At 71.1% G+C, this 25,900-nt stretch carries 22 protein-coding genes; 8 read left to right on the forward strand and 14 right to left on the reverse strand.

The window, feature by feature from the left end:
* The first annotated feature begins 57 nt into the window (after nt 1-57).
* Nucleotides 58-321 (forward strand): DUF4190 domain-containing protein, encoded by a 264-nt coding sequence (locus RAN62_RS38300; protein WP_305789779.1) that lies wholly within the window; start codon nt 58-60, stop codon nt 319-321.
* A gap of 50 nt (nt 322-371) precedes the next feature.
* Here the strand turns inward: RAN62_RS38300 and RAN62_RS38305 are convergent, their stop codons facing one another.
* The 4 genes from RAN62_RS38305 to icmB form a co-directional block, all read right to left on the reverse strand.
* Nucleotides 372-1,940 carry a cell division protein PerM gene (locus tag RAN62_RS38305; RefSeq protein ID WP_305789780.1) on the reverse strand — a complete coding sequence of 523 codons (1,569 nt, stop codon included), beginning with the start codon at nt 1,938-1,940 and terminating at the stop codon, nt 372-374.
* 125 nt (nt 1,941-2,065) lie between these two features.
* Complete coding sequence (gene sucD, locus RAN62_RS38310; protein ID WP_305789781.1) at nt 2,066-2,947, reverse strand: succinate--CoA ligase subunit alpha; 882 nt, start codon at nt 2,945-2,947, stop codon at nt 2,066-2,068.
* A 4-nt stretch (nt 2,948-2,951) separates the two neighbouring features.
* A complete protein-coding gene (gene sucC, locus RAN62_RS38315) occupies nt 2,952-4,130 on the reverse strand; it encodes an ADP-forming succinate--CoA ligase subunit beta (protein ID WP_369077244.1) in 1,179 nt (392 codons plus the stop codon).
* Between the two features lie 485 nt (nt 4,131-4,615).
* Nucleotides 4,616-5,020 (reverse strand): coenzyme B12-dependent isobutyryl CoA mutase small subunit, encoded by a 405-nt coding sequence (gene icmB / locus RAN62_RS38320; protein WP_305789782.1) that lies wholly within the window; start codon nt 5,018-5,020, stop codon nt 4,616-4,618.
* Nucleotides 5,021-5,458: 438 nt separating this feature from the next.
* Here icmB and RAN62_RS38325 point away from each other — a divergent pair, with 438 nt between their 5' ends.
* Both RAN62_RS38325 and RAN62_RS38330 read left to right on the forward strand, forming a co-directional pair.
* A complete protein-coding gene (locus tag RAN62_RS38325; RefSeq protein WP_305789783.1) occupies nt 5,459-6,196 on the forward strand; it encodes a M23 family metallopeptidase in 738 nt (245 codons plus the stop codon).
* Nucleotides 6,197-6,458: 262 nt separating this feature from the next.
* Nucleotides 6,459-7,358 carry a M23 family metallopeptidase gene (locus tag RAN62_RS38330; protein WP_305789784.1) on the forward strand — a complete coding sequence of 300 codons (900 nt, stop codon included), beginning with the start codon at nt 6,459-6,461 and terminating at the stop codon, nt 7,356-7,358.
* A gap of 4 nt (nt 7,359-7,362) precedes the next feature.
* On the opposite strand, the gene pcrA is transcribed toward RAN62_RS38330, so the two are convergent.
* Nucleotides 7,363-9,786, reverse strand: a complete 2,424-nt coding sequence (gene pcrA, locus RAN62_RS38335) for a DNA helicase PcrA (protein WP_305789785.1) — start codon at nt 9,784-9,786, stop codon at nt 7,363-7,365.
* Nucleotides 9,787-9,873: 87 nt separating this feature from the next.
* On the opposite strand from pcrA, the gene RAN62_RS38340 reads away from it, so the two are divergent.
* Together RAN62_RS38340 and RAN62_RS38345 are read left to right on the forward strand one after the other, a co-directional pair.
* Nucleotides 9,874-11,670: a bifunctional metallophosphatase/5'-nucleotidase gene (locus RAN62_RS38340; protein ID WP_305789786.1), complete on the forward strand. Its 1,797-nt coding sequence runs from the start codon at nt 9,874-9,876 to the stop codon at nt 11,668-11,670.
* Between the two features lie 224 nt (nt 11,671-11,894).
* Nucleotides 11,895-12,308: a chorismate mutase gene (locus tag RAN62_RS38345; protein WP_305789787.1), complete on the forward strand. Its 414-nt coding sequence runs from the start codon at nt 11,895-11,897 to the stop codon at nt 12,306-12,308.
* A 133-nt stretch (nt 12,309-12,441) separates the two neighbouring features.
* Here the strand turns inward: RAN62_RS38345 and RAN62_RS38350 are convergent, their stop codons facing one another.
* The 7 genes from RAN62_RS38350 to RAN62_RS38380 all read right to left on the reverse strand — a co-directional run bounded on the left by RAN62_RS38350 (nt 12,442) and on the right by RAN62_RS38380 (nt 20,374).
* Nucleotides 12,442-13,458, reverse strand: coding sequence for an ABC transporter ATP-binding protein (locus tag RAN62_RS38350; protein WP_305789788.1), 1,017 nt, complete (start codon nt 13,456-13,458; stop codon nt 12,442-12,444).
* A 48-nt stretch (nt 13,459-13,506) separates the two neighbouring features.
* Nucleotides 13,507-14,541, reverse strand: a complete 1,035-nt coding sequence (locus RAN62_RS38355) for an ABC transporter ATP-binding protein (RefSeq protein ID WP_305789789.1) — start codon at nt 14,539-14,541, stop codon at nt 13,507-13,509.
* A gap of 6 nt (nt 14,542-14,547) precedes the next feature.
* Entirely contained in the window at nt 14,548-15,495 is a 948-nt protein-coding gene (locus RAN62_RS38360) for an ABC transporter permease (protein ID WP_438874602.1), read from the reverse strand.
* Nucleotides 15,488-16,414 (reverse strand): ABC transporter permease, encoded by a 927-nt coding sequence (locus RAN62_RS38365; RefSeq protein ID WP_305789790.1) that lies wholly within the window; start codon nt 16,412-16,414, stop codon nt 15,488-15,490. The genes RAN62_RS38360 and RAN62_RS38365 overlap by 8 nt, the downstream gene beginning before the upstream one ends.
* Nucleotides 16,415-16,547: 133 nt before the next feature.
* On the reverse strand, nt 16,548-18,185 hold the full coding sequence (locus RAN62_RS38370) for a peptide ABC transporter substrate-binding protein (RefSeq protein WP_305789791.1): 1,638 nt from the start codon (nt 18,183-18,185) through the stop codon (nt 16,548-16,550).
* 279 nt (nt 18,186-18,464) lie between these two features.
* Entirely contained in the window at nt 18,465-19,112 is a 648-nt protein-coding gene (locus RAN62_RS38375) for a response regulator (protein ID WP_305789792.1), read from the reverse strand.
* Complete coding sequence (locus RAN62_RS38380; RefSeq protein ID WP_305789793.1) at nt 19,109-20,374, reverse strand: ATP-binding protein; 1,266 nt, start codon at nt 20,372-20,374, stop codon at nt 19,109-19,111. Before RAN62_RS38380 ends, RAN62_RS38375 begins: the two co-directional genes overlap by 4 nt.
* 162 nt (nt 20,375-20,536) lie before the next feature.
* On the opposite strand from RAN62_RS38380, the gene RAN62_RS38385 reads away from it, so the two are divergent.
* Genes RAN62_RS38385 through RAN62_RS38395 form a run of 3 tightly spaced genes read left to right on the forward strand, consistent with a single transcriptional unit; the run spans nt 20,537 to nt 23,601 of the window.
* A complete protein-coding gene (locus RAN62_RS38385) occupies nt 20,537-21,979 on the forward strand; it encodes a PspC domain-containing protein (protein WP_305789794.1) in 1,443 nt (480 codons plus the stop codon).
* The gene (locus RAN62_RS38390; RefSeq protein ID WP_305789795.1) at nt 21,976-22,305 is read left to right on the forward strand and encodes a hypothetical protein; all 330 of its coding nucleotides are present in this window, start codon (nt 21,976-21,978) and stop codon (nt 22,303-22,305) included. The genes RAN62_RS38385 and RAN62_RS38390 overlap by 4 nt, the downstream gene beginning before the upstream one ends.
* A gap of 51 nt (nt 22,306-22,356) precedes the next feature.
* Nucleotides 22,357-23,601 (forward strand): phosphatidylserine decarboxylase, encoded by a 1,245-nt coding sequence (locus RAN62_RS38395; protein WP_305789796.1) that lies wholly within the window; start codon nt 22,357-22,359, stop codon nt 23,599-23,601.
* Nucleotides 23,602-23,767: 166 nt separating this feature from the next.
* On the opposite strand, the gene RAN62_RS38400 is transcribed toward RAN62_RS38395, so the two are convergent.
* Both RAN62_RS38400 and RAN62_RS38405 read right to left on the reverse strand, forming a co-directional pair.
* Nucleotides 23,768-24,673 carry a CDP-alcohol phosphatidyltransferase family protein gene (locus RAN62_RS38400; protein WP_305789824.1) on the reverse strand — a complete coding sequence of 302 codons (906 nt, stop codon included), beginning with the start codon at nt 24,671-24,673 and terminating at the stop codon, nt 23,768-23,770.
* Between the two features lie 326 nt (nt 24,674-24,999).
* Nucleotides 25,000-25,899: an NUDIX domain-containing protein gene (locus tag RAN62_RS38405; RefSeq protein WP_305789797.1), complete on the reverse strand. Its 900-nt coding sequence runs from the start codon at nt 25,897-25,899 to the stop codon at nt 25,000-25,002.
* Nucleotide 25,900 lies beyond the last annotated feature (1 nt).

Raw genomic sequence — 25,900 nt, forward strand, 5'->3', positions numbered from 1 at the left:
GCGAGCCCGATATCGCCATAAAAACCGCCATGCGCGGACTTTTCCCTGGAGGACGTTGTGACGCCACCCCCCTACGGCCCGCCGCCCACCGCTGCGAGCAACGACAAGACCACCCTCTGGGGTGTGCTCGGCATCGTGTTCGCCTTCTGCTGCCTGCCGCTCGGCGTGGTCTTCTCCGTGCTGAGCCTGCTCGAGGCCAAGAAGGTCGGCAAGCAGCCCACCCTGGCCTACGTCGGCTTCGGCATCGCGGCCCTGTCGCTGATCCTGAACATCGTCCTGGCCGCGACGGGCAGCTACTCGAACTTCACGTCGAACAACTGACGCTGCTCCACCCCGCGGGCGTTCCGACTCCGGTCGGGGCGCCCGCGGTGCTATTTGGGGACGGGCGCCCGGAAGGCCCGCGCTGCCGCCGCGCCGATGCAGGCGCACACGCCGACCACCGCGGCGGCGACCAGGGCCACCTGCCACGGGACGGGTCCGATCCGCGCCATCCGGCCGTCGCCCAGCGGGCCGCTCGACAGCCACGACAACGCCCCGAACATCAGGCCCGCGACCGGTCCGGCCAGCACCGCCGAGCCCAGCACCAGCGACCACGCCGGCTCCTGCGGCATCGGGTCGCCCGAGCGCACCGGCTGGCGGCCGGTCGTCAGGTGGCTCTCCACGACGTGGTGCACGCCCATCAGGCGCCGGCTCAGCAGCCAGCCCGCCGCCATCGCCGCCAGCACCGGCACGGCCAGCAGCAGCGCGCCGCTCGCGCCCATCGGGCCGGTCGGCAGGCCCGCCAGCAGGGGCAGGGTGGGCAGTTTGTCGACGCTCAGCTCGGTCAGCCGCACGTCCGAGTCCACCCCGAGCGCGAAGCCCGGCCCGAGCAGGTAGGCGGCGGCCCACACGGTGGCGTTCGCGCCGTACGCGAGGCTGAGCAGGGTGATACCCGCCTGCCCCGCGACCCCGGTGCGATAGGCGGCGATCATGTCCGCCGCGTCCCCGCCGCCCATCGCGACCGACAACCCCGCGAAGGCGGCCCCGGCCGCGAGGATCAACAACACCGCCACCACGCCCGTACGCACCCCGTGGCGCACCGGCGGCGGCAAGCGGCGCGCGACGACCACGAGGGCGTCCGTGCCGCGCAACGAGCCGAGCAGCGCGAAGACGAAGCCCGCCACGAGCAGGTTCAGGCCCGCGCGGGGCGGCCAGACGTCGGTGCCCCGGCCGTCGACCACGACCGCCGCGAGCAGGCCCAGCAGACCGTACGAGACCCCGACCGCCAGCGCGACCGTCAGCGCCCGCCCCGGCGAGCCGCTGCGCCGCGCGCCCACGGCCCGGGTGACGTGCAGCCCGGCGCGGTTGAGCCGCCAGCCGGCGAGCAGGGTCAGCAGCAACGGCGCCAGCCCGAGCGGGCCGATCGACGTCCAGACCGGGACGCCGTGCCCGAGCAGCCATCCGGCCAGTCCGGCGTGCAACGCGGGGAGCAGGCCGCCCTGCCCCTCGAGGGTGCGGGCCAGGCCGATCACCAGAGCGACCGGGAGGTACGACAGGAGAGCCGCCCACATCGTCGCGAAGGCGGCGGCCACGAGCAGCGGCGGGCGCTTGCGGGAGTCGGCGGGCTTGCGTTGCCGGGGCAGACGGACGGTCTCGCGGTCTCTTTCCGCGCGGCGATCGGCGGGCTCCACGCGTACCGTCGGCTGGTCTTGATCGTGGGGTGTCGCATCTTGATCGTGAGACGCCGCGTCCTGGTCGCGGGGTGTTGCGGGGCGCGTGGCGACCGGCACCGTCTCGCGGACGAGGTCGAAATCCTCGTCCGTGGGGTTGTAACCCCAGCCCGTCTCGCGGGACGGCCGGCGGGCCTTGGGGTGGGCAGCGTCGTCCGTGGCCTCGGCGGCCTCCAGGGGGTCCTCCGAGCCGGCGGATCGACCGTCGGGACGGTCCGGTGTGATCGGCATCGCCGCCTACTTTTGCACGCCGGGCGGCCTGCGGCGACGCAGAAACGACCGCGTCACGGAAAAAGGCGCGCCGCCACGCGGACCTGGCCGGTCCGTGCGGCGGCGCGCCTGCTGGCCGTACCGGATCAGCTCATGACCTCGCGCATCAGACGGGCGGTCTCGCTGGGGGTCTTGCCCACCTTGACGCCCGCGGCCTCGAGGGCCTCCTTCTTCGCGTCCGCCGTGCCGGCCGAGCCGGAGATGATGGCGCCGGCGTGGCCCATCGTCTTGCCGGGCGGGGCCGTGAAGCCGGCGATGTAGCCGACGACCGGCTTGGTCACGTTGGCCTTGATGAACTCGGCCGCCCGCTCCTCGGCGTCGCCGCCGATCTCGCCGATCATGACGATCGCGTCGGTCTCCGGGTCCTCCTGGAAGGCCTTGAGCGCGTCGATGTGCGTGGTGCCGATGATCGGGTCACCACCGATGCCGACGCAGGTGGAGAAGCCGAAGTCGCGCAGCTCGTACATCAGCTGGTAGGTCAGCGTGCCGCTCTTGCTGACCAGGCCGATGCGGCCGGCCGGCGTGATGTCGGCCGGGATGATGCCGGCGTTGGAGGCGCCGGGCGACGCGATGCCCGGGCAGTTCGGGCCGATGATCCGCGTCTTCTGCCCCTGGGCGATGTTGTGCGCCCAGAACGCCGCGGAGTCCTGCACCGGCACGCCCTCGGTGATCACCACGGCCAGCGGGATCTCGGCGTCGACGGCCTCGAGCACGGCCGCCTTGGTGAACGCCGGCGGCACGAAGATGACCGACACGTCGGCGCCGGTCTCCTTCATGGCCTCGCCGACGCTCGCGAACACCGGCAGCGAGGTGCCGTCGAAGTCGACGCTCGTGCCCGCCTTGCGCGGGTTGACGCCGCCCACGACGTTGGTGCCCGCGGCGAGCATCCGGCGGGTGTGCTTGGAGCCCTCCGAGCCGGTCATGCCCTGGACGATGACCTTGGAGTCCTTGGTGAGCCAGATTGCCATGTCGTCACTTCCCCGCAGCCGCGAGCTCGGCGGCGCGCTCGGCCGCACCGTCCATCGTGTCCACCCGCTCGACCAGCGGGTTCTTCGCCTCGTCCAGGATCGCCCGGCCGGCCTCGGCGTTGTTGCCGTCGAGCCGCACCACGAGCGGCTTGGTGACCGCCTCGCCGCGCTCGCCCAGCAGCGCCAGCGCCTGGATGATGCCGTTGGCGACCTCGTCGCACGCGGTGATGCCGCCGAAGACGTTCACGAAGACCGACTTCACGGCCGGGTCGCTCAGCACGACCTCGAGGCCGTTGGCCATGACCTGCGCGCTGGCGCCGCCGCCGATGTCGAGGAAGTTGGCCGGCTTGACCCCGCCGTGCCCCTCGCCCGCGTAGGCGACCACGTCGAGCGTCGACATGACCAGGCCCGCGCCGTTGCCGATGATGCCGACCTCGCCGTCGAGCTTGACGTAGTTGAGGTTCTTGGCCTTGGCCGCCTGCTCCAGCGGGTCGACGGCGGACTGGTCCACCAGCGCCTCGTGGTCGGGGTGCCGGAAGGCGGCGTTCTCGTCGAGCGTGATCTTCGCGTCGAGGAGCAGCACCCGGCCGTCGCCGACCTTGGCCAGCGGGTTGACCTCGACCAGCGTCGCGTCCTCGGCGACGAACGCCTGCCAGAGCTTCACGGCGATGTCGGTGATCTGCTCGGCGACCTCGGCCGGGAACTGCGCCGCGGCGACGATCTCCCGCGCCTTGGCCCCGGTCACGCCCTCGACCGCGTCGATCGCGATCTTGGCCACCTTGTCCGGCTGCTCCTCGGCGACCGTCTCGATCTCCATGCCGCCCGCGACGCTGGCGATGCACAGGAAGGTGCGGTTGGCCCGGTCGAGGAGGTAGGAGAAGTAGTACTCGTCCTTGATGTCCGCCGTCTCGGCCAGCATCACCTTGTGGACCGTGTGGCCCTTGATGTCCATGCCGAGGATGTCGGTGGCGCGCGCCTCCGCCTCGTCGGCCCCGTCGGCCAGCTTGACGCCGCCGGCCTTGCCCCGGCCGCCGACCTTCACCTGCGCCTTGACGACAACCTTGCCGCCGAGCCGCTCGGCGATGGCCCGGGCCTCCTGCGGGGTCTCGGCGACACCGCCGCCCAGCACGGGCAGGCCGTGCCGTTCGAACAGGTCGCGCCCCTGATACTCGAACAGGTCCACGTGTCTCCTTTCGCTCGCGACGCTTGCCCCGGCAAGCCGCGTACCTGCGTCCCGACCTGTGTGCGCGGCGCCTCGTTGCGTCGCCGCCAGCGTGAGAGAAAAGGCGGGCCTTCCGGCCTCGTTTCGCAGCCTAGCCACACCGGCGGCACGCGTGCCCGCACGGGTGGAAGCTGTGCTGTCTTGCACAAGACGTCCCGGGTGTCCAAGTTTTCGGCGGCGGCGCGTAACCGCCCCGTCCGGGCGTCGTTGAGTGTGATGTCGCCGCGCTGAGCGCGGCGCTGGAGCGGCCGATGCCCTGTCGGTCGAGGGGTGGCGGCGGGGCATCGTGCATGAGGGGCCGGACGTGTGAGGGGTGCGTCCGGCCTCTCCCCTTGTCTCCACTTTCTGACTTTCAGTGCAGACCCATTTACCGTACGCACAATCGCGCGCGGTAGTGACGACGGTCACTGAAAGCAATTCCCCGGTATTGCCGGGCTCTTTTTACGTCAGGCGACGGGGGTCGCGACGTTCGCGCGGACCCAGTCAATGATGCTGGCCGTTGTCGCACCCGGCGTGAAGATGCGGGCCACACCCAGCTTTTCCAGCTCGGCGATGTCGTCGGCCGGGATGATGCCGCCGCCGAAGACGACGATGTCGGACGCGTCCCGCTCGGCCAGCAGCTCGAGCAGCCGGCGGAAGAGCGTCATGTGCGCCCCGGAGAGCACGGACAGGCCGATGGCGTCGGCGTCCTCCTGCAGCGCGGTCTCCACGATCTGCTCCGGCGTCTGGTGCAGGCCGGTGTAGACGACCTCCATGCCGGCGTCCCGCAGCGCGCGGGCCACCACTTTCGCCCCGCGGTCGTGCCCGTCGAGCCCCGGCTTGGCCACCACGACCCTGATCCGTCCCTGCATCCTGCGACCCCTTCGGCGCTTCTTACCCGGACTGCCGTGCGCTCCCGCGCGCGAGCACCTGAACGAACGGTAACCGGCCACGTTGAACCCCGGAAGCCTTGATCTCGTACCAGGGGTACGCGCCATACCGCTCTGGCGATCTTGCGCAAGCACCGTTTAGCGTATTCCACGTCACATGACTTTGCGTTTGATACGCAGTTACGGAGAGGTATCACTGCACCTCCTCCGAAAAGCTAACCAACTCGGACAATGCCCCGCGAATACCCAGAGGGAACTGTCAGGGAATTGGCGCTGCGACTTGTGACTGGCGTTGCGTTTGGTTACCGTGGCTCCCGGCCGTCAACCGGATTCATGCCGGACGGGCGGCGCGGCAAACCACCGTTCAGCAGCAATCCCCCCGGTGGCCCGCCGTTCTTTGTCACCGACGGAGGGTTGTTCGTGCGTCAGCGCTTGTCGTCTGAGCCCGACCGCTATCGCGGCCGTCGCCGGGTCCCCACCCCGCCCCGGAGCCGCTATGCCGTCGTCGGCGCCGCGGCATTCCTGGGCGCCGGGGCCGTGGCGCTCGGCTCGGGTCACTTCCCGGACGCCAAGGCCGTCAGCCCGCAGGTGCTGCACAACCTCGAGGAAGCGTCGGTCACCACCCAGGACGCCCTGGCCGACCGCGACGCCGACGGTGGCGACCGCGCCACCCGCAGCCAGGACCGCAGCCCCGAGGTCGCCTCGCTCAGCGAGGAGGAGATCGAGCAGGAAGCCTGGCTGCTGCCGCTCGACGACTACGACTTCACCTCCCCGTTCGGCTTCCGCTTCGGCAAGCTGCACGCCGGCATCGACCTCGCCGCCGCCGAGGGCACGCCCTACAAGGCCATCCACGCCGGCACCGTGATCCAGTCCGGTTACAACGGCGGCTTCGGCTACAGCGTGACCGTCCAGGTCGACGAGCACACCCAGATCATCTACGCGCACTCCCGCCGCGTCTCGGTCAACGTCGGCGACAAGGTCAAGGCCGGTCAGGTCCTCGGCCAGGTCGGCAACACGGGCTACTCCTACGGCACGCACCTCCACGTCGGCGTCTACGTCGACGACAAGCCGATCGACCCGGTGCCGTTCCTCCGCCAGCACGGCGTCGACATCAAGCTCAAGATCGAAAGCGTGTACGGGGCGCTGGCGGCTTCCTGAGCCGGGCCGCACTTCCCCGGTCTCCTCCCGCCTTTTCCGGCGTCGGCCGCTTTCCCGCCCCACCTTGACCCTCCGGGGTCGGTCGCCGCTCTCCGACTCGCCCTTCCCCGCGCCGACGCTGCTCCTCGCTTTCTGCCGCCCGGCGCCGCTACCGAGCGGCAACCGCGGCGGTAGCAGTGTGGCGCTCCGGCTCAAGATCCAGTCTCCGCGTGCCGACAAGCAAGATGTCGGACCGTCATCGAGCCTGGAGGGCCGCGTCATCGTGCAGCACCGAGTTCCCCGGCACGCGGCCGGCGGCGGCCGCCACCGCAGAACCGTCGCACTGCACAGCCACCGAGCCCCCCGCGAACCCCTCGCCGACAAGGGCCGCTATGCCGTGGCCGCCGCCGTCGTGGCCGGCATCGGCGTGGCCGGCGTCTCGGCCCCCGACGGCCACGGCTCCCCCGCCGGAGCCGCTCCCCGCGTCGAGACCACGCCCCTGACCAGCGCCACGGCCGACCCCTTCCTCACCGCCGCCCTCGCCGCAGCCGCCCCCGCCACGCCCGGCAGCTCCTCCAGCAGCGCCCTGGCCGGCTCTGTCTCCGCGGCCGGCTCTGTCTCCGCAGCCGGCTCTGTCTCCGCAGCCGGCGGGATCGTCGGCGCCGACATCGCGCCGGTCAACGGGGTCGCCGGTGTGGTGCCGGTCGGCGGGATCGAGCTCGGCGACGACTTCGTGCCCCAGCGGCGCAAGGAGCGCCCGCTCCCCGAATGGGTCAACCCGATGCCCGCCGGCAGCGTGACCTCCTGCTTCGGCGAGCGCTGGGGCCGCCTGCACGCCGGCGTCGACCTCGCCGCCGCGTCCGGCACGCCGATCGTCTCGGTGGGAGCGGGCGTCGTCGTGTCGGCGGGCGTGGAGAACGGCTACGGCAACGCGGTGCTCGTGGACCACGGCAACGGGTACCTCACGCACTACGCCCACATGTCCGCCATCACCGCGCAGGCCGGCCAGCACGTGGCGGCGGGCGACAAGCTGGGCGAGGAGGGCTCCACCGGGCACTCGACCGGGCCGCACCTGCACTTCGAGGTGCACCAGGGCGCCTACAAGAACCCGATCGAGCCCACCGCCTGGCTGCACGACCACGGCATCGACGTCCCCGGCTGCACGACGCCCGCCGCGAGCTGACCGGCTACAGCTTTTCGATCGGAGCGTGCCGGAGGACGAGCCACATCACCTGGTCGCCGAAGTCGATCTGGGCGCGGGCCCCCGGCCCCTGTCCCTCGACCGTCACGACGCGGCCGAGGCCGTAGCGCTGATGGTTGACCCGGTCGCCGGCGGACACCTTCGGGGCCTGCTTCATCTCGCTGGCGGTCGTGAGCTTGCTGGCGTCGACGCCGAGCCGCTCGGCCAGGCGCTGGGCCTTGGGGGTGCCGCCCGCGAAGCCGCCGCCCCGGCCCCAGTCACGGTCGCCGCCCCGGCCGCCGACGCCACCGCCGGAGCCGGACCAGGACGTGTAGGAGCCGGCCGTCCGTTCCCAGCGGATCAGCTCGGTGGGCAGCTCGTCGGTGAAGCGGGACGGCGGGTTGTACTGCGGCTGGCCCCACGCCGACCGCGTCACCGCCCGGGACAGATAGAGGCGCTGGCGGGCGCGGGTAATGCCCACGTAGGCCAGGCGGCGCTCCTCCTCCAGCTCGGTGTTGTCGCCGAGGGCGCGCATGTGCGGGAAGACGCCGTCCTCGAGCCCGGTCAGGAAGACGACCGGGAACTCCAGGCCCTTCGCCGTGTGCAGCGTCATGAGGGTGACGACGCCCTGGTGGTCGGGGTCGTCGCTGGGGATCTGGTCGGCGTCGGCGACGAGGGCGACCTGCTCGAGGAAGCCGGCCAGGGTCGCGGCCGGCGCCTCGGGGTCGTCCTCCGCAGCCTGCCCCTCGACGCGCTCGGTGTACTCGCGGGCGACGCTCACGAGCTCGCGCAGGTTTTCCACGCGGCCCTGGTCCTGGGGGTCGAGGCTCTCCTCCAGCTCGGAGAGCAGGCCGGAGCGCTGCAGGACAGCCTCCAGCACCTCCTCGGGCGGGGCGGTCGCGGCCAGGTCGCGCAGGTCGTCGAGGAGCTGCACGAAGTCGCCGATGCTGTTGACCGCGCGGGTGGAGATGCCGGGGGCGTCCTTGGCGCGGCGCAGGGCTTGGCCGAAGGAGACGCGGTCGCGGGACGACAGCGCCTCGATGCACGCCTCGGCGCGGTCGCCGATGCCGCGCTTGGGCGTGTTGAGGACGCGGCGGATGCCGACGGTGTCGTCGTCGTTGACCACGGCGCGCAGGTAGCCCAGCGCGTCGCGGACCTCCTTGCGCTCGTAGAACCGGACGCCACCGACGACCTTGTAGGGCAGGCCGACGCGGATGAACACTTCCTCGAAGACGCGGGACTGCGCGTTGGTGCGGTAGAACACGGCGACGTCACCCGGGCGTACGTCATGGTTGTCGGTCAGGCGGTCGATCTCGCGGGCGACCCAGTCGGCCTCGGCGTGCTCCGTGTCCGCGACGTAGCCGACGATCTGCTCGCCCGCGCCCTGGTCGCTCCAGAGCCGCTTGGGCTTGCGGGAGGTGTTGCGGTCGATCACGGCGTTGGCCGCGGTCAGGATCGTCTGGGTGGAGCGATAATTCTGCTCGAGCAGGATCGTGCGCGCGTCCGGATAGTCGCGCTCGAACTCGAGGATGTTGCGGATGGTCGCGCCCCGGAAGGCATAGATCGACTGGTCCGCGTCGCCGACCACGCAGAGCTCGGCCGGGGGCACCTCCGCCTCCGGGTCGGTGCCGACCAGCTCGCGTACGAGCGTGTATTGGGCGTGGTTGGTGTCCTGGTATTCGTCGACGAGCACGTGGCGGAAGCGGCGCCGGTAGGCCTCGGCGACGTGCGGGTGCGACTGGAAGAGGTGCACCGTCGCCATGATGATGTCGTCGAAGTCGAGCGCGTGCGCCTCGAGCAGCCGGCGCTGATAGAGCTCGTAGGCCTCGGCGACGGCCCGCTCGTTGGGCCCTTTCGCCTGCTCCTTGTAGTCGGCCGGGTCGACCAGCTCATTTTTCAGGTTGGAGACCTGGGCCGCGAGGCCGCGCGCGGTGTAGCGCTTGGGGTCGAGGTCGAGCTCGCGGGCCACCATCTGCATGAGCCGCCGCGAGTCGTCCGCGTCGTAGATCGAGAAGGTGCTCTTGAGCCCGGCGTGCTCGTGCTCGGCGCGCAGGATGCGGACGCAGGCCGAGTGGAAGGTCGACACCCACATCAGCCGGGCGCGCGGGCCGACCAGCTCGGCGACGCGCTCCTTCATCTCGCCGGCGGCCTTGTTGGTGAAGGTGATCGCGATGATCTCGCCGGGGTGCACGTCGCGCTGGGCCAGCAGATAGGCGATGCGATGGGTCAGCACCCGGGTCTTGCCGGAGCCCGCGCCCGCCACGATCAGCAGCGGCGAGCCGGCATGGGTGACGGCGTCGCGCTGGGGCCCGTTGAGACCGCTGAGCAGCGCTTCGGGATCGGCGCGCCGGGGCGCCGGCCGCCGGGGCGCCTGCGGCTGCACGGCGGGCACGGCAAACAGAGGCTGGGTGTTTTCCGGGGAAGCTTTCATCGCGCGCCAAGTCTATGCCCGGGGTCCGACAATCCTTCACGCGCAAGTGGTGGCGCCGACGCCCGTCATGCCCCAGGCTATCGAGACATGGAGAAACGTCTCTTCGCTCCGGCGCTCGCCGTGGCCGTCGTCGCGGCGCTGCCGATGGCGCGCCCTGAGCAGGCGCAGGCGGCACCCGAATATCCCACCGCGACTGTCACATACTCCACGGGCGGCGCGACCGTCAAAGGCCAGTTCCTGAGCTACAACGACTTCCACGGCGCCATCGACCCGCCGGCCGGCTCGGGCGCCACGGTCAACGGGACTCCCGCCGGTGGCGTGGAGTACCTGGCGACGTACCTGAAAAAGCTCCGCAATGAGGCCGCGCGCGAGGGACGCACGACCGTGACCGTCGGCGCGGGTGATCTGATCGGCGCGACGCCGCTGGTCAGTGCCGCCTTCCACGACGAACCGACGATCGAGCTCATGAACGAGATCGGGCTGCAGGTCTCCTCGGTCGGCAACCACGAGTTCGACGAGGGCGTCGGCGAGCTGATCCGGATGCAGCGTGGCGGATGTCACCCCACCGACGGCTGCCAGGACGGCGACGGCTTCAAGGGCGCCAAGTTCGCCTATCTCGCCGCCAACACCATCGACAAGAAGACCGGCCTGCCGATCCTGCCGCCCATCGACATCAAGCTGGTCGGCGGCGTGCCGGTCGGTTTCGTGGGGCTGACCCTGGAGGGTACGGCCGGCATCGTCAACCCCGCCGGCATTCAGAACGTGCGCTTCGCCGACGAGGTCGCGACGGCGAACAAGTGGAGCAAGGTCCTCAAGGCGTTCGGGGTCAAGGCGCAGGTGCTGCTCGTCCACGAGGGCGGTCAGCAGAACGCCACCGTGCCCGGCGTCTCCGACTGCGCCAACTTCTCCGGCCCGATCGTCGACATCGTCAAGGGGCTCAACCCCGAGTTCGGTGTCGTGGCCTCGGGCCACACGCACCGCTTCTACTCGTGCACGCTGCCCAACTCGGCGGGCACGTCCGTGGTCACCAGCGCCGGCACCAACGGCCAGCTGATCAGTGACATCGACTACACGCTCGACCGGCGCACCAAGAAGTTCGCCTCGATCACTGCGCGCAACGTCGTCGTCGAGAACGGCGTCTCCGACGGCAACGGCGGCTGGCTCAAGGACGCGGCGGGCGTCTTCCTCAAGAACCCGGACACCGTGGACGCCAAGGCGAAGAAGGTCGCGGACAAATATCGTACGGCCGTCGCGCCCATCGCCAACCGCGTCGTGGGCTCGATCACGGGCGACATCGTGCGTACGGCCGGCGCCAACGGCGAGTCCCCGCTGGGTGACGTGATCGCCGACGCGCAGCTGGCCTGGACAGCGTCCGCCGGCGCCCGGATCGCGCTCATGAACCCCGGTGGCATCCGGGCCGACTTCGACGCCGAGGCCTCCGCCGGCGGCGAGCCGAACGGCCAGGTCACCTATGGCGAAGCCTTCACGGTCCAGCCGTTCAACAACCTCGTGGTGACGCAGACCTTCACCGGCGCCCAGCTCAAGGACGTGCTCGAGCAGCAGTTCGCGGGCTTCGGCGGCCAGACCACGCAGCGCATCCTCCAGGTCTCGGCGAGCCTCACCTACACCTGGAACAGCGCCGCCGCGGCCGGCTCCAAGATCACCAACATCACCATCGACGGTACGCCGGTCGACCCGGCCGCCACGTACCGCGTGACCACCAACGACTTCCTCGCCAACGGCGGTGACGGCTTCTCGAACCTGACCCTGGGCACCGACCGCACCACGGCTCCCGGCTTCGACATCGACGCCCTGGTCGGCTATCTCGGCGCGGGCCGGCCGGTCGCCCCGGGCCCCGCCGACCGGATCACCCGGCTGGGCTGACCGCGTCCCACGGTTCGGCCGTTTCCTTGCGAGGCGGCCGGGGGCGGGGGCATACTCGGCACCGTGATCCAGCAGACGCGATTTTTTGCCTATGGCACCGGGAGTCCGGCGACCATGGGACGCGTCTGAACGACAGGCCACCATCGAGCCCCGGGCTTCCGCGCCCGGGGCTTGATGCTGCCCGGGCCGGGGCGACCGGGGCACCAGCACCCGAGGAGCACGCCATGACCGCAGACCTGATCAACGAGCCCGCCGGCACCCCGCAGCAGCCCGGCGACGCCGCCCCGCGCATCACGCCCGCCGACGCCGCAGCGCCGCATGACGCCGCGCGTGCCACACCCCATGACACCGCCGCGCGGGCCACGCCGCAGGACACCGGCACCGAGCAGCCGCTGGCCGTCGAGCAGATCACGGGCATTCGCGAGCGCATCGACGAGATCGATCAGGCGATCATCGACCTGTGGCAGGAGCGATCACGCCTCTCCCAGCAGGTCGGCCGCACCCGGATGGCCTCGGGCGGCACCCGCCTCGTGCTCTCCCGCGAGCGCGAGATCGTCGAGCGCTTCCGCGAGGCCCTCGGCCCCGACGGCACCCAGGTCGCCCTGCTGCTGCTCCGCGCCGGCCGCGGCCCCCTCTGATCCGGCGCAACCCCTCTGATCCGGCGCCACCCCTCTGATCCGGCGCCACCCCGCACGAGCGGAGTCGCGCCCGCCGAACGCCGAAGGGGGCCCGCCCGGACCAACCCGGACGGACCCCCTCGCGTAAGCCCGCTCAGAGAGCGTGCACCACATCCCGCGGCTCGGCGAAGTGGCACGCGCTCGCGTGCGGCGACCGCTCGCGGATGCTCAGCACCGGGTCCTGCTCGGCGCAGATGGACTGGGCCTTCCAGCAGCGGGTGCGGAAGCGGCAGCCCGACGGCGGATTGGCCGGCGACGGCACGTCGCCCTCCAGGACGATCTGGTCGCGGTGGCCGCGCAGGGTCGGGTCCGGGACCGGGACGGCGGACAGGAGGGCCTGCGTGTAGGGGTGCGTCGGGTTCTCGTAGATCTCCTGGTCGTTGCCCGTCTCGACCACGCGGCCGAGGTACATGACGGCGACGCGGTCCGCGATGTGGCGGACCACGGACAGGTCGTGGGCGATGAAGATGTACGAGAGGCCGAACTCGTCCTGCAGGGCCTCCAGCAGGTTGATGACCTGCGCCTGGATCGACACGTCGAGCGCGGACACCGGCTCGTCGCAGACGATGATCTCGGGCTTGAGGGCGAGCGCCCGGGCGATGCCGATGCGCTGGCGCTGGCCGCCGGAGAACTGGTGCGGGTAGCGGTTGACGTGGTCGGGGTTGAGGCCGACCGTGTCGAGCAGGTCCTGCACCGCCTTGTCGCGGCCCTTGCGCGGCACGACCTCGGGGTGGATCTCGAAGGGCTCCCCGATGATGTCGCCGACCGTCATGCGCGGGTTGAGCGACGTGTAGGGGTCCTGCAGCACCATCTGGATGTTGCGGCGGGCGCGGCGCAGGGCGGTGCCCTTGAGCTTGGTCATGTCCTCGCCGCGGACGTTGATCGCGCCCGACGTCGGCTTTTCGAGGCCCACGAGCAGCTTGGCGAGGGTCGACTTGCCACAACCGGACTCGCCGACCACGCCGAGGGTCTCGCCCCGGCGCAGCTGGATGTCCACGCCGTCGACGGCCTGCACGGCGCCGACCTTGCTCTTGAAGACGATGCCCTGCGTGATCGGGAAGTGCTTGACCAGCTTCTTGGTCTCGAGCACCACCTCAGTGCGGTCACTCATGCCATTGCCTCCGCCGTGACACACTGAGTCATTGATTCGTTCGCAAGCTCACTCATCGCCGACCACATCCCTCCAGAAGTGGCACCGAGCGGTCCGGCCGGGTGCGACGATGTACTGCGGTGGCGGCGGGTCCTGCCGGCACACGTCCTGGGCGAAGGCGCAGCGCGGGTTGAACGCGCAGCCCTTCGGCACAGCGGTCAGCGCCGGCGGCAGGCCGCGGATGACGTTGAGCTGCTGGCCCTTCATGTCGAGGCGCGGGATCGACTCCAGCAGAGCCTTCGCGTACGGGTGCGCGGGGCGCGAGTAGATGTCGTAGACGCCCGCCTCCTCGACCACCTTGCCGGCGTACATGACGGAGATCCGGTCCGCCACGTCCGCGACCACGCCCATGTCGTGGGTGATCAGGATGAGGCCCATGTTGCGCTGCTGCTGGAGCTCCGCGAGCAGGCCCATGATCTGCGCCTGCACCGTCACGTCGAGCGCCGTGGTGGGCTCGTCGGCGATCAGCACGTCGGGGTCGAGCGCCAGCGCCATGGCGATCATGACGCGCTGGCGCATGCCGCCCGAGAACTGGTGCGGGTAGTCGCTGACCCGGGTCCGCGCGGCCGGGATCTTGACCTGGTCGAGCAGCTCGATCGAGCGCTTCTTGGCGTCGGCGCGCGACATGCCCCGATGCACCCGGAACAGCTCGCTGAGCTGGAACCCGACCGTGAAGACCGGGTTCAGCGCGGAGAGCGCGTCCTGGAAGATCATCGCGATGTGGTTCGCGCGGACCGAGCGCCGCTGCTTCTCGGGCAGCTTGAGCAGGTCGACGCCGCGGTACTTGACCTCGCCCTGGGTGATGTAGCCGGGCGGGCTGTCGAGGATGCCCATGATCGCCTGCGCGGTCACGGACTTGCCGCAGCCGGACTCCCCCAGGATCGCCAGGGTCTCGCCGGGGGCCAGGTTGAAGTTGGCCCCGTTGACCGCGCGGGCGATGCCGTCGCGGGTCCGGAACTCGACGTGCAGGTCGTTGACCTCGAGCAGCGGGGCGTTCGGGTCGATGCCGCGCAGGACGTCGATGTCCGCCTTGATGTCGGTCATGTCAGATCACCGCAGCTTCGGGTCGAAGGCGTCGCGCACCGCGTCGCCCAGCATGATGAACGCGAGCACCGTCACCGCGAGGAACACCGAGGGCCACACCAGGGGCTCCGGTGCCGTACGGGCGTTGGCGCCCGCCTCCGCGATGCTGATGCCCCAGCTGATCGCGTCGCCCTTGAGCCCGACGCCGAGGAACGACAGCGTCGCCTCGCTGGCGATGTTGGTGCCCAGCAGGATCGTCAGCACGACGATGAACGGCGCGATGGAGTTCGGGAGGATGTGCTTGAGCATCAACCGGCCCGGGCCGGCGCCGAGCATCCGGGCGGCCGCCACGTAGTCCTGGTTCTTGGCGGTGATCACCGAGGAGCGCATGATGCGGGCCGCCGTGGTCCAGCCGAGGATGCCCAGGGTGACGGTCACGGCGAGCACGCCGTTGCTCTCCGGGTCCTGCGCGAAGCGCTTGGCCAGGACGATGGCGCCGAGCAGGAACGGCACGCCCAGGATGATGTCGATGAAGCGGGACAGCACCGCGTCGACCCAGCCGCCGAAGTAGCCGGTCGAGAGGCCGAAGATCAGCCCGATGACGCCGGACAGCAGCGTGGCGACGACGCCGACCTCGATCGAGTTGCGGGCGCCGTAGATCGTCTTGGCGTAGACGTCGCAGCCCTGGAAGTCGTAACCGAACAGGGCCGAGCCCGAGGCGCCGGCGTGCTGGCGGGACAGGACGCAGTCACGCGGGTCGGCCGAGGTGAACAGCGTCGGGAAGAGCGCCATGGCCAGGATGATCAGGACCAGGATCGACGAGACCCAGAAGATCTTGTTGCGGCGCAGGTCGGCCCAGGCGTCGGCGGCGAGGCTGCGGGGCTTGTCCTTCTTGCCCCGGCCGGCGTGCTTCGGCTCCATCTGCGGCTGGGTGCTGGGACCCGCCGCGCTGGTCACTGCGTTGATGTCACTCATAGCGAATCCTCGGGTCGAGGGCGGCGTACAGCAGGTCGACCAGAAGATTGACGACCAGGAAGATGATGACCAGGATGCTGACGAAACCGACCACCAGCGGGCCGTCCTCCGTGCCGATTCCGCGCGCGAGGTTGAAGCCTACGCCGGGCACGTTGAAGATTCGTTCCGTCACGATCGCACCCGACATGAGGCCACCGATGTCGACGCCGATGAGGGTGACCACGGGGATCAGCGAGTTGCGGAGCACGTGCACCCCGATCACCCGCTTGCGGGACAGACCTTTCGCCCGCGCCGTGCGAACGTAGTCCGAGCGCAGGTTCTCGGCGACCGCCGAGCGGGTGACGCGCAACTCGGTCGCGATCACCAGGCTGCCCAGGACCAGGGCGGGTAGCAAGAGGTCGAAGAGGCTCGCGTTCACGGTGGCCGTGGGCGGGAACCACTTGAGCTGGATGCCGAAGACCAGCTGGGCCAGCGGCGCGAGCACCACGATGGGCAGCGACAGGATGATCAGCGTGACGACCAGCGTCGCGTTGTCGAAGATGCTGCCGCGGCGGATGCCGGAGATCACGCCGGCGGTGACCGCGATGGTCGCGGCGATGATGATGGCCATCAGGCCCAGCTTGATGGTGATCGGCCAGGCCGTCTCCATCATGTCGATGATCTTGCGGCCCGTCAGCGACGTGCCGAAGTCGCCGGTGAGCAGACCCTTCATGTAGTACCAGTACTGGACGAGGAAGGGCTCGTCGAGGTGGTAACGCTCCATGAGCGTCTGCCGGAGGTTCTCGGTGATGGGGCGCTCGCCCGCCAACGCCTGGATGGGGTCGTCCTGGTTGGCGAACGTCAGTGCGAACACCAGGAATGTGGCCCCGAAGAACGTCAGGACCATCTGGAGTAAGCGCCGCACGATGTAGCGGAACATACGGATAAGCCTCTTCCGCGGAAGATGCGCCGCCGAGCGTCGTGGGCGAGGCGGCTGTAGTGGGGGAACACACAGCGGTGGCGCCACGGTTTCACAGAACCCGTGGCGCCACTACTGCACTAACGGATCAGATCTAGCTGGCCAGCTCGATCGTGGTCACGTCGACCTTGGTGAAGGTGTCGACCTTCACGTTCTTGACCTTCTCGGAGAAGCCGTAGACGTTCTGGCCGTACCGCAGCGGGATGACCGGCATGTCCTTGGCGAGGATGTCCTCGGCCTGCTGCCACTTGGCAATGGCCTCCTCGGTCGTGGCGGCGGCGGAGCCCTCCTTGACCAGGTTGTCGAACGTCGGGTTGCTGTAACCGTAGTAGTTCGAGGAACCACCGGTACCGTACAGCGGGCCGAGGTAGTTCTCCATCAGCGGGTAGTCCATGACCCAGCCGAGACGGATGAGGCCGACCGGCTCCTTCTTCTCGACCTTGTTGAGCAGGTCGGCGAACTTGGGCTCCGGCGCACCGGCGCACTCGACGCCCAGCGAGGCCTTGATCTGGTTGCACATCGCGTCGACCCACGCCTTGTGGTTACCGTCGGCGTTGTAGGCGATCTTGATGGTCTGCGGCTTGGTGGTCGCCGCGTCCCAGAGCTTCTTGGCCTCGGCGGCGTTGTACTCGCAGTTCGCGCCGCAGGTGTCGGGGCGGTAGCCGGCGACGGCCGGGGACACGAAGCCCGTGGCCGGGGTCTGCGAGCCCAGGAAGATCTGGTCGGTCATCTCCTGGCGGTTGACCGCCATCGAGAGGGCCCGGCGGACGTTGACGTCCTTGTACTCGTTCTGGAAGAGCGGGAAGCCGACGAACGCGAACGACGAGCTCGGGCTCTTCTGGAAGCGGTCACCGAGGTCGGTCGGGGCCGAGGCCAGCGACTCGATCGGGATGGTGCCCTGGACGTCGAGGTTGCCGGCGACGAGGTCGGCGTACTCGGCCTTCGGGTCCTGGTAGATCTTGAAGTTGACCCCGTCGACCTTGGCCGCGGTGCCCTTGAAGTCGGCGTACTTCTCGACCACGATCTGCTGGTCGTGCTCCCACGTGCCCTTGATCTTGAAGGGGCCGTTGCCGACGATCGTGTCCTCGAAGCCGTCGGCGATGACGCCGGGGGCCGAGAAGGCGGCGTTGGGCAGCGGGAGGAACGCCGTGTAGCCCATGACGGACTCCCAGCCGGCGAACGGCGCGGACAGGGTCACGGTGAAGGTCGTGTCGTCGACCTTCTTGAGACCGGTCAGCGTCTTGGCCTTGGGCTCGGGCGCCTTCTGCGGGCCGTCCTCGCCGTCGGGGTCCTTCGACTGCAGGTCGGCGTAGCCGTCGATGCGCTCGTAGAAGTACGACGCGCCCTGGCCGTTGGGGCCGTAGGCGCCGTAGTTCCAGGCGTTGATGTAGCTGTCCGAGGTGACCGGCTCACCGTTGTGGAAGGTGTAGCCCGACTTCAGCTTGACGGTCCAGACCTTGTTGTCGTCCGAGGTGATCGACTCGGCGGCGACCTCGACCGGCTTGCTCTGCTCGTCGAAGTCGACCAGCGGGGTGAACAGGGCGTTGAGGACCTGCGCACCACCCGTCTCGGTCGTGTTCGACGGGATCAGGTGCTGCGGCTCGGCGATGCCGATAATGACGCTGTTGGCTTCGGAGTCGCTGTCCTCCGACCCTCCACCAGAACAACCGGCAGCCAACAAGGCGATGGCGGTCGCGCCGACCGCCATCTTCCATGGGCGATTCCCAAGCATGGGAGTAACTCCTTCAGGGGCGCTCACGAGGGGTGTGTGTGAGTAGGAGCAACCCTTACACAGCGGCACTGGCACCCGACGGCGCCGTTATCAACCCGATATTAGGCCGATATGGCCCGGGAGCCCCGATGACCTCGTACTTTCGGTCAGCTGCAGGGCGCTGACCAGCGGCTTTACGGAATGTGTCACTCGTGTGAAACATTTCTCGCCGTGATGTCCATTTTCGCCCGCCAAACGACGAAAATGCCTGACCGGTCGGTTGGTGCGGTTGCGTCTGCCCTACACAAGGCGGCGGTCGGCGGCCCATCGTGACAGCTCGTAGCGGTTGGACATCTGCAGCTTCCGGAGCACGTTCGACACGTGGGTCTCCACCGTCTTGATGGAGATGAAGAGCTCCTTGGCGATCTCCTTGTACGCGTAGCCGCGCGCGAGCAGCCGCAGCACCTCCCGCTCCCGGTTGGTCAGCTGGTCCAGCTCCGGATCGGCGACCGGCACGTCGGGCCGGGCGGCGAACGCGTCGAGCACGAACCCGGCCAGCCGCGGGCTGAAAACCGCGTCGCCGTCGGCCACCCGCCGGATCGCGGCGGCGAGCTCGTCGGGCGAGATCGTCTTGGTCACGTAGCCGCGGGCGCCGGCCCGGATCAGCCCGATGACGTCCTCGGCCGCGTCGGAGACGGACAGGGCGAGGAAGCGTACGTGCGGATGGGTCCGCCGCATCGCCTCCAGCACCGCCCGGCCGCCCCCGTCAGGCATGTGCACGTCGAGCAGCACCACGTCGGGCTCGGTGGCCGCGATCCGGGTCACCGCCTCGGCGACGGTGCTCGCCTCGCCCACCACCTCGACGTGCGCTCCCAGCTCGGCGCGCACCCCGGCCCGGAACATCGCGTGGTCGTCCACCAGGAAGACGGTGAGGGTCTCTGCGGTCATCGTGCGTTCTCCTTTCCGGCGGTCACGCCGTCACGCGAGGCGGGGAGGGTGAGGCGCACCTCGGTGCCCTCCCCGGGGGCGCTGCGGATCACGGCCTTGCCGCCGTGGCGCCGCATCCGCCCGATGATCGACCCGCGCACGCCGTGCCGGGTGTCCGCCACGGCCGCCGGGTCGAAGCCGGCGCCCCGGTCCCGGACGAACACGCTCAGCTCGTCGTCCTCGACCTCGGCGTAGAGCGACACGGTCTGCACACCGGCGTGCCGGGCCGCGTTGACGAGAGCCTCCCGCGCGGCGGCCACCAGGGCGGCGACCCGCTCGTCGCACTGCGTGTCGCCGACGACGACGGTCTCGACCGAGATCGCGTACGTGTCCTCGACCTCGGCCGCGGCCTCCTCCAGCGCCGCCCCGAACCGCTCGGTGGGCGAGGCGGCGGGCTTGTAGAGCCAGTTGCGCAGCGACCGCTCCTGCCCGCGGGCCAGCCGCTGGACCTCTTTGATGTCGGCCGAGTTGCGCTGGATCAGCGCGAGCGTGTGCAGCACCTGGTCGTGGATCATGGCGGCGACCTCGGCCCGCTCCTGCTCGCGGATGCGCCCCTCGCGCTCGCTGCGCAGCTGCCCGAAGGTGCGCCACAGCAGCGGCGCCACGACCACGCCGACGCCGAGCAGGCCGACCAGCGCGAAGATCACGCCGTTGAGCACCGCGGCCAGGTTGTCGGCGGGCGCGTAGACGGCCAGCACGCCGATGACCCCGACCGCGACCAGCACGCCGCCGCCGATGAAGCGGAAGAGGAAGGACCGGCGGTCGCTCTCGGCCACGACCGCGGCGAGCCAGGGCGTGTGCGCGGTGCCGACCCACTGCTCGCGGCGGGCCGGGTCCGACTGGTGCCAGATGACGCCGGCGCCGAGCGCGATCACCGCGACCAGCCAGCCGAGCGTGTTCGCCACGCCCTTGTCGCCGAAGAGCAGGTTCTGCAGGAGCAGCACGCCCAGGGCGATCGCGCCGAAGGGCAGCAGCAGGGCCACGTCACGGCGGGGCTGCTCGGTGCCGTCGGGCAACTGCTGGGGCAGCACGGCCCAGAAGACGGCGTAGAGCAGCAGGCCGAGACCGTTGAAGCCGAGCAGCACCACGAGGGCGATCCGCACCGCGGTCACGGGCAGCCCGAGGTGCCGCGCGATCCCGGACGCGACTCCCGCGATCATGCGATGGTCGCGCGGCCGGTAGAGACGGCGCGGCGGCGGGGATGCGGCGGCGGCGGTGATCATTGCTCCCTGGGTCGCACGAAAGTGGGCTGGTCCGATCGTCACACGTCCGCGGGCCCGGGGCTACGGGGAAACACCCCGAGGCCGGGGCCCCCGGGATCTCAGGGTGGGGTCAGGGTCGGCTCCGGAGGCGCGCCGGGTGCCGGGGCGGCCAGTATCGAGGGCATGACCGACGAAGCTGCCCCGCCGCCCCCGGGCGGCACCCCGCCCCCGCCACCACCGCCGGGGAACCCGCCGCCGTGGTTCGGCGCCGGCGCCGGCACCGACGGACCGGTCTGGTCCCGCGAGAAGCTGATCCGCCCCACCAGCGGCCGTTACATCGCCGGCGTCTCCGGCGCCATCGGCCGGGCCACGAACACCGACCCGGTGCTGTGGCGGGTGCTGCTCGCCGTCCTGGGCTTCTTCGGCGGCGTCGGCGTGCTCGTCTATCTGCTCGGCTGGCTGCTGATCCCGGCCGAGGGCGACACCGCCTCGCCGCTGGAGGCGCTGCTCGGGCGGGGCAAGTCGGCGATGAAGCCGCTGTCCGTGGTGCTGCTGGGCGCCGGGGCGGCGCTGACCTTCGCGTTCATCGTCCAGGACGGGTTCCGGGCGACGCTGCTGGCCGCGGCGGTCCTCGTCTGCGCCGCGCTCGTGCTCAAGCGCAGCGGAAAATCGCCCTTCGCCCCTCCCCCGCCGGCCCCGGCTGAAGCCACGCCACCCCCGGCCGCCACGCCACCCCCGGCCGCCGCGCCATCGTCGGCCGCGCCATCGTCCGCCGCGCCATCGTCCGCCGCGCCATCGTCGACCGCGCCATCGTCGGCCGCCGCGCCATCGTCGGCCGCCGCGGCCGAGGAGCCGCCCACTGTTCCGTTCGCCGCGCCGAAGTTCACACCCCCGCCGCCGGGTGGGTACAGGCCGCCGTTCGCGCCGCACGGCCCGTTCGCCCAGGGCGCCGGCATTCCCCCGTACGCACCCCCGGCGCCCCCGCCTCCGCCGACCCCGGCCGCCCCGCGCGCCCCCAAGCCGCCCAAGCAGCGCTCCAAGCTCGGCCGCATCACGTTCTTCGGGCTGATCGTCGTCATGGGGGTCCTGGCCCTCGCCGACTCGGCCGGGGCGAGCGTGCCCGTGTCCGGCTACTTCGCGGCCGCCCTGGCCACCCTCGCCGCCGGTCTGATCGTGGGCGCCTGGCTGGGCCGGGCCCGGGGCCTCATCTTCCTGGCGCTGCTGGCGACCTTCGGCCTGGCCGTCTCCACGGGCGTGGAGCGCTTCGGCGGGCACGTCGCCAACAGCAACTACCGGCCGCAGACGCTCGCCGCCGTCGCCGACCGCTACGACTTCACCCTCGGCAACGCCACCATTGACTTCCGTGCGCTGGACTTCACCGGTCAGGATCAGGCCGTGACCGTGGCCATGCGGGTCGGCCAGGTGCGGGTGCTGCTGCCCGACAGCGTCGACACGTCCGTGACCGTGGCGCTGGACGACGGCCGGGCCGCCGTCTTCGGGGAGTCCTACGACGGCGGCAGCCTGGGCAGCCGGGAGATCACCGATCTCGGCGCGGACGGCCGCGGCGGGGGCACCCTGCGCCTGACCATCGACATGGACGCCGGCAACGTGGAGGTCATCCGATGAAACCGCACCGCACGGACGGCGTCTCGCTCAGCTTCGGGCTGATCTTCCTGCTGGTCGCGCTCTGGTGGGCGGTCACCCAGGTCCTGACCGTACGGCTGCCCGCGGCGGGCTGGCTCGTCGCCGGCGGCCTCATCGCCTTCGGGGCGGCCGGCCTGCTCGGGGCGATCCGGTCCGGGCGGCGCACCGAGGAGCCGGCGCCCGTGCCGGCCGAGGCCACGGTGGAGGTGCCCGGCGAGGACCTCCCGCCCGGGATGCACGCGGAGATCGTGCGCGAGCTGATGGACGACAAGGTCGATCTCCCCGACCCGGAGCGCCGGCGGGACTGAACGGCCATCCTGCAGGAAACACTCAGCGATCGCGCAATATGCTCTCTTGCCATGACGCCGTTTCCCACCGTCTCCACCGCGCCCGTGACCGGCGTCGGCCCCCGTGCCGCCCGCAGCCTCGCCGCCGAGTTCGCCCGGCACAACGCCCCGGCGACGGCCCTGGTGATCGGCGCCGACCACGCGTCCGCCGTGATGGAGGCGGCGGTCGAGGCGCTCCTGCCGGGTGACTCGCTGACGCTGGTCACGGGCGAGCGGAGCACCGCCGACCTGCTGCGCGACCACATCGCCGGGCTGGGCAGCTGGATCGCCGACCGGGTGCGGGTCGTCGACTCGCTCGAGGAGGCCGAGCCGGCGGACGTCGTCATCCTCGGCGAGCCGCTGACCGGCACGGCCGAGGAGGCGCGCGCCGCGCTCGACGCGGTGAGCAAGCACCTGCGGGACGGCGCGGTGGTCACCGTCGCGACGCCGGCGGCCCCGGGGCGTACGGGCGGCGCGGCGGCGGAGCTCTTCCGCCAGAGCGCGCTCTTCGGGGTCGGCTCCGACCTCGTCCTGCGCAACCAGCCCCCGCTGCGCATCCACAAGCTCCGCTTCTCGCCGGCCGACCCGGCGATCGCCGCGACGCTGGCGCCGGCCTGGCGTCCGTCGAGCGTCCCGGTCACCCGGTCGATGCACCTCGACTCCAACGGCGTCGCGGCCGCGGGCATCGCGCTCGGGCTCGCCGCGGTCGCCCGGGCGGCCCGGCCGAAGTCGAAGCTGTGGCTGGTGCCCGCGCTCGCCGCCGCCCCGGTGGCCGCCTTTTTCCGCGACCCCGAGCGTGACGTGCCCACCGAGGCCGACGCCGTGGTGGCCGCCAGCGACGGCAAGGTCCTCTCCGTCGAGCACGTGACCGACCCGCGGCTCGGCGAGGGCGAGTTCCTGCGGATCGCCGTCTTCCTGTCGGTGCTCGACGTCCACGTCAACCGGGTGCCCGTGGCCGGCCGCGTCGCCGACTATTTCGTGATCGACGGCGGCTACGCCAACGCGATGACCGCCGCCGCCGAGCACAATGTCGCCGCCTACACGGTGCTCGACACCGATCACGGCCGGGTCGTCGTGGCCCAGCGGACCGGGCTGATCGCCCGGCGGATCGTGCAGCGGGCGCCCGTCGGTGCGCTCGTCGCCAAGGGCGAGCGGATGGGGCTCATCCGCTTCGGCTCGCGGACCGACGTCTACCTGCCGGCGGACCGGGCCGCGGCCGTCGTCGGCGTGGGCGACCGGGTGATCGGCGGCAGCTCGGTCATCGCCCGCTGGAGCTGACCCTCGCCCGTAAGACAGCTGATCGCTCCGGCGCGTGGCACCGGAGCAACCCCCGGCGCACGACGAAGACGCATGACAAAGGGGCCGTCCCTCGTGGGACGGCCCCTTCAGCGTCGGCGGATCGGCGGATCGCTCGCGGCTGTTCGCGCGGCGCGCGCCTGCCGGATCAGCGCTTGGCGCGGAGCCAGAGCACCGGGCCGCTGAACAGATAGGCGGCGACCGCCAGGATGAAGGTCACCCGCGGGTCGACGAGCGCACCGACGACCGGCAGCACCAGCACCCACGGCGGCAGGCGGAACAGCCGGGCCAGCTTCACGTAGGGGAAGCTCGAGACCATGGCGAACGCGAGCAGCGCGACGCCGCCGAGCAGCGCCGGCCCCGGGATCGGCAGGCCGATCAGCACCGTGACGGCGAGGACCGCGGCGACCCACGTGGTGGGCACGCCGGAGAAGAACTTGCCGTCCTTGGGCGAGACGTTGAAGCGGGCCAGGCGGATGGCGGCGCACCCGGCGACCAGGCCGCAGGCGATCACGGCGGCGGCGGTGGGGACGGTGCCGGCCAGGGAGGCATAGACCACCACGGGCGCGGCCAGGCCGAACGAGCACATGTCGGCCATGGAGTCCATCTGGGCGCCGAACGGGCTCGAGACGCCCAGGCGGCGGGCCAGGGCCCCGTCGAGGCCGTCGAAGGCGACGCAGGCGACCAGGCAGGCGGCGGCGATGCGCGGCTCGCCGTTCATCGACAGGAAGATGGCCAGCAGGCCCAGGCCGATGCTGGCCAGGGTGCAGGCGTTCACCAAGGCGAAGCTGACGCGCCGGCGGACCGTCTGCTCACCCGGCAGCAGGGCCCCGTCGGCCGTGAGATCGGCCGCCGGCGGCTGCGCCATCGTGGCGGGGCCGTGGCTGGCGGGAGCGACGGTCGAGTGGCCGCGGCCGGCGAACGGGACAAGATCGGTCCCGACGTGGATCACCTCGGCCCGGGTGGCCGTGGCGGCCCGCCCGGTGAGATCACCGGGTCGGCGGCCCACCCGCACCAGCAGGGCCTGCCGGGCGAGACTTCCGCCGCGGCGCAGCCGGCCTGCCCAACGACGTCCGGCGGGACGGGGACTATCCGTCGTACGACGCCGGCGCCAAGGGGTTCTCGGCACGTGCTCCTCCATCTTGGGGTCGGTCTCCCGCCCGGCTGAAAGCCTGCGGGGTGGTGCTCACTTCGCCCGTACGCCTACGGACCGTGATTCGGGCGGGTTACACAATCGCACAGCCGGACTCTTCTTGGCGAGATGCCGACCGGCCGTCATGTGCAACGGCGTTTTGTGGAGTTTTCATCCTCCGTGCCGGGCGAGGAGGCGCGTTCACTGCCTGGCCCTGTGACGAGTCTAACCGGTCGTGCCGAGGCCGATCACCGTTGAGCCTTTTCGTCCGCGAGCCACCCGAGCGCCCGCGCGGTGATGTCCGTCAGCGGCAGCGCCCCGGCCTCCGCGGCCCCGAACCACCCCACCGCCGCGGTGGAACCGCCGGCCGCCTCGACGACGACGGGCGGGGTGGGCCGGTCGACAATCACCCTGAACAGCACGCGGACGACGTGCCAGTCCACGGGTACGCCCTCCGGGCCGAGCGCCGCCGGATCGTACCGATGGGAAGTCGCCAGGAGCCGTGTCACCCGGCCGCGCTGACCGGTCTCCTCGAGGAGCTCGCGAGCCAGTGCCGCCTCGGGCAGCTCCCCGTGGTCGGTGCCGCCGCCGGGCAGGTGCCACAGCCCCGCGCCGGGATATCCGGGCGCGATCCGCGTGAGCAGCACCCGGTCCTGGGGGTCGGTGACGAGACCGTACGCACCGAAGCGCTGATTCCCCCGTACGGGTGGCTCGTCCGGGTTGTCCGGAACGTCGGACGGAGTGACCGATCGCCCGAGAACACCCGCAGTGAACGGCATGAGCGGGAGATCATCACTGACCGTGACCCAGGTCACCCGGTCGGTCGTGCCCGCCACTTCGTCCCGCAGCGACCCGCCGACGACCTCGACGGCGTAGATGATCCGGTCGGTGTGCTCCCACGTGCCGGTGCCGGGGAGCCGGAAGACGTCGGCGGTCACCGCGTGGAGGCCGGTGATGCGCACGACGAGCCCAGTCTCCTCGGCGAACTCGCGCACCACCGTGTCATCGGGGTCCTCGCCCTGCTCCACGCCGCCGCCGGGCAGGGTCCACTGGCCCGGGAAGGCCGACAATGCCGAGTTGTGGGCGAGCAGGACCCTGCCGGATTCATCCCGGCAGAGTCCGTACGCCCCGATCCGTCTGCTCTTCACC

The sequence above is a fragment of the Symbioplanes lichenis genome (assembly GCF_030709675.1).
In the GTDB taxonomy this organism is placed as follows: Bacteria; Actinomycetota; Actinomycetes; order Mycobacteriales; family Micromonosporaceae; genus Actinoplanes; species Actinoplanes lichenis.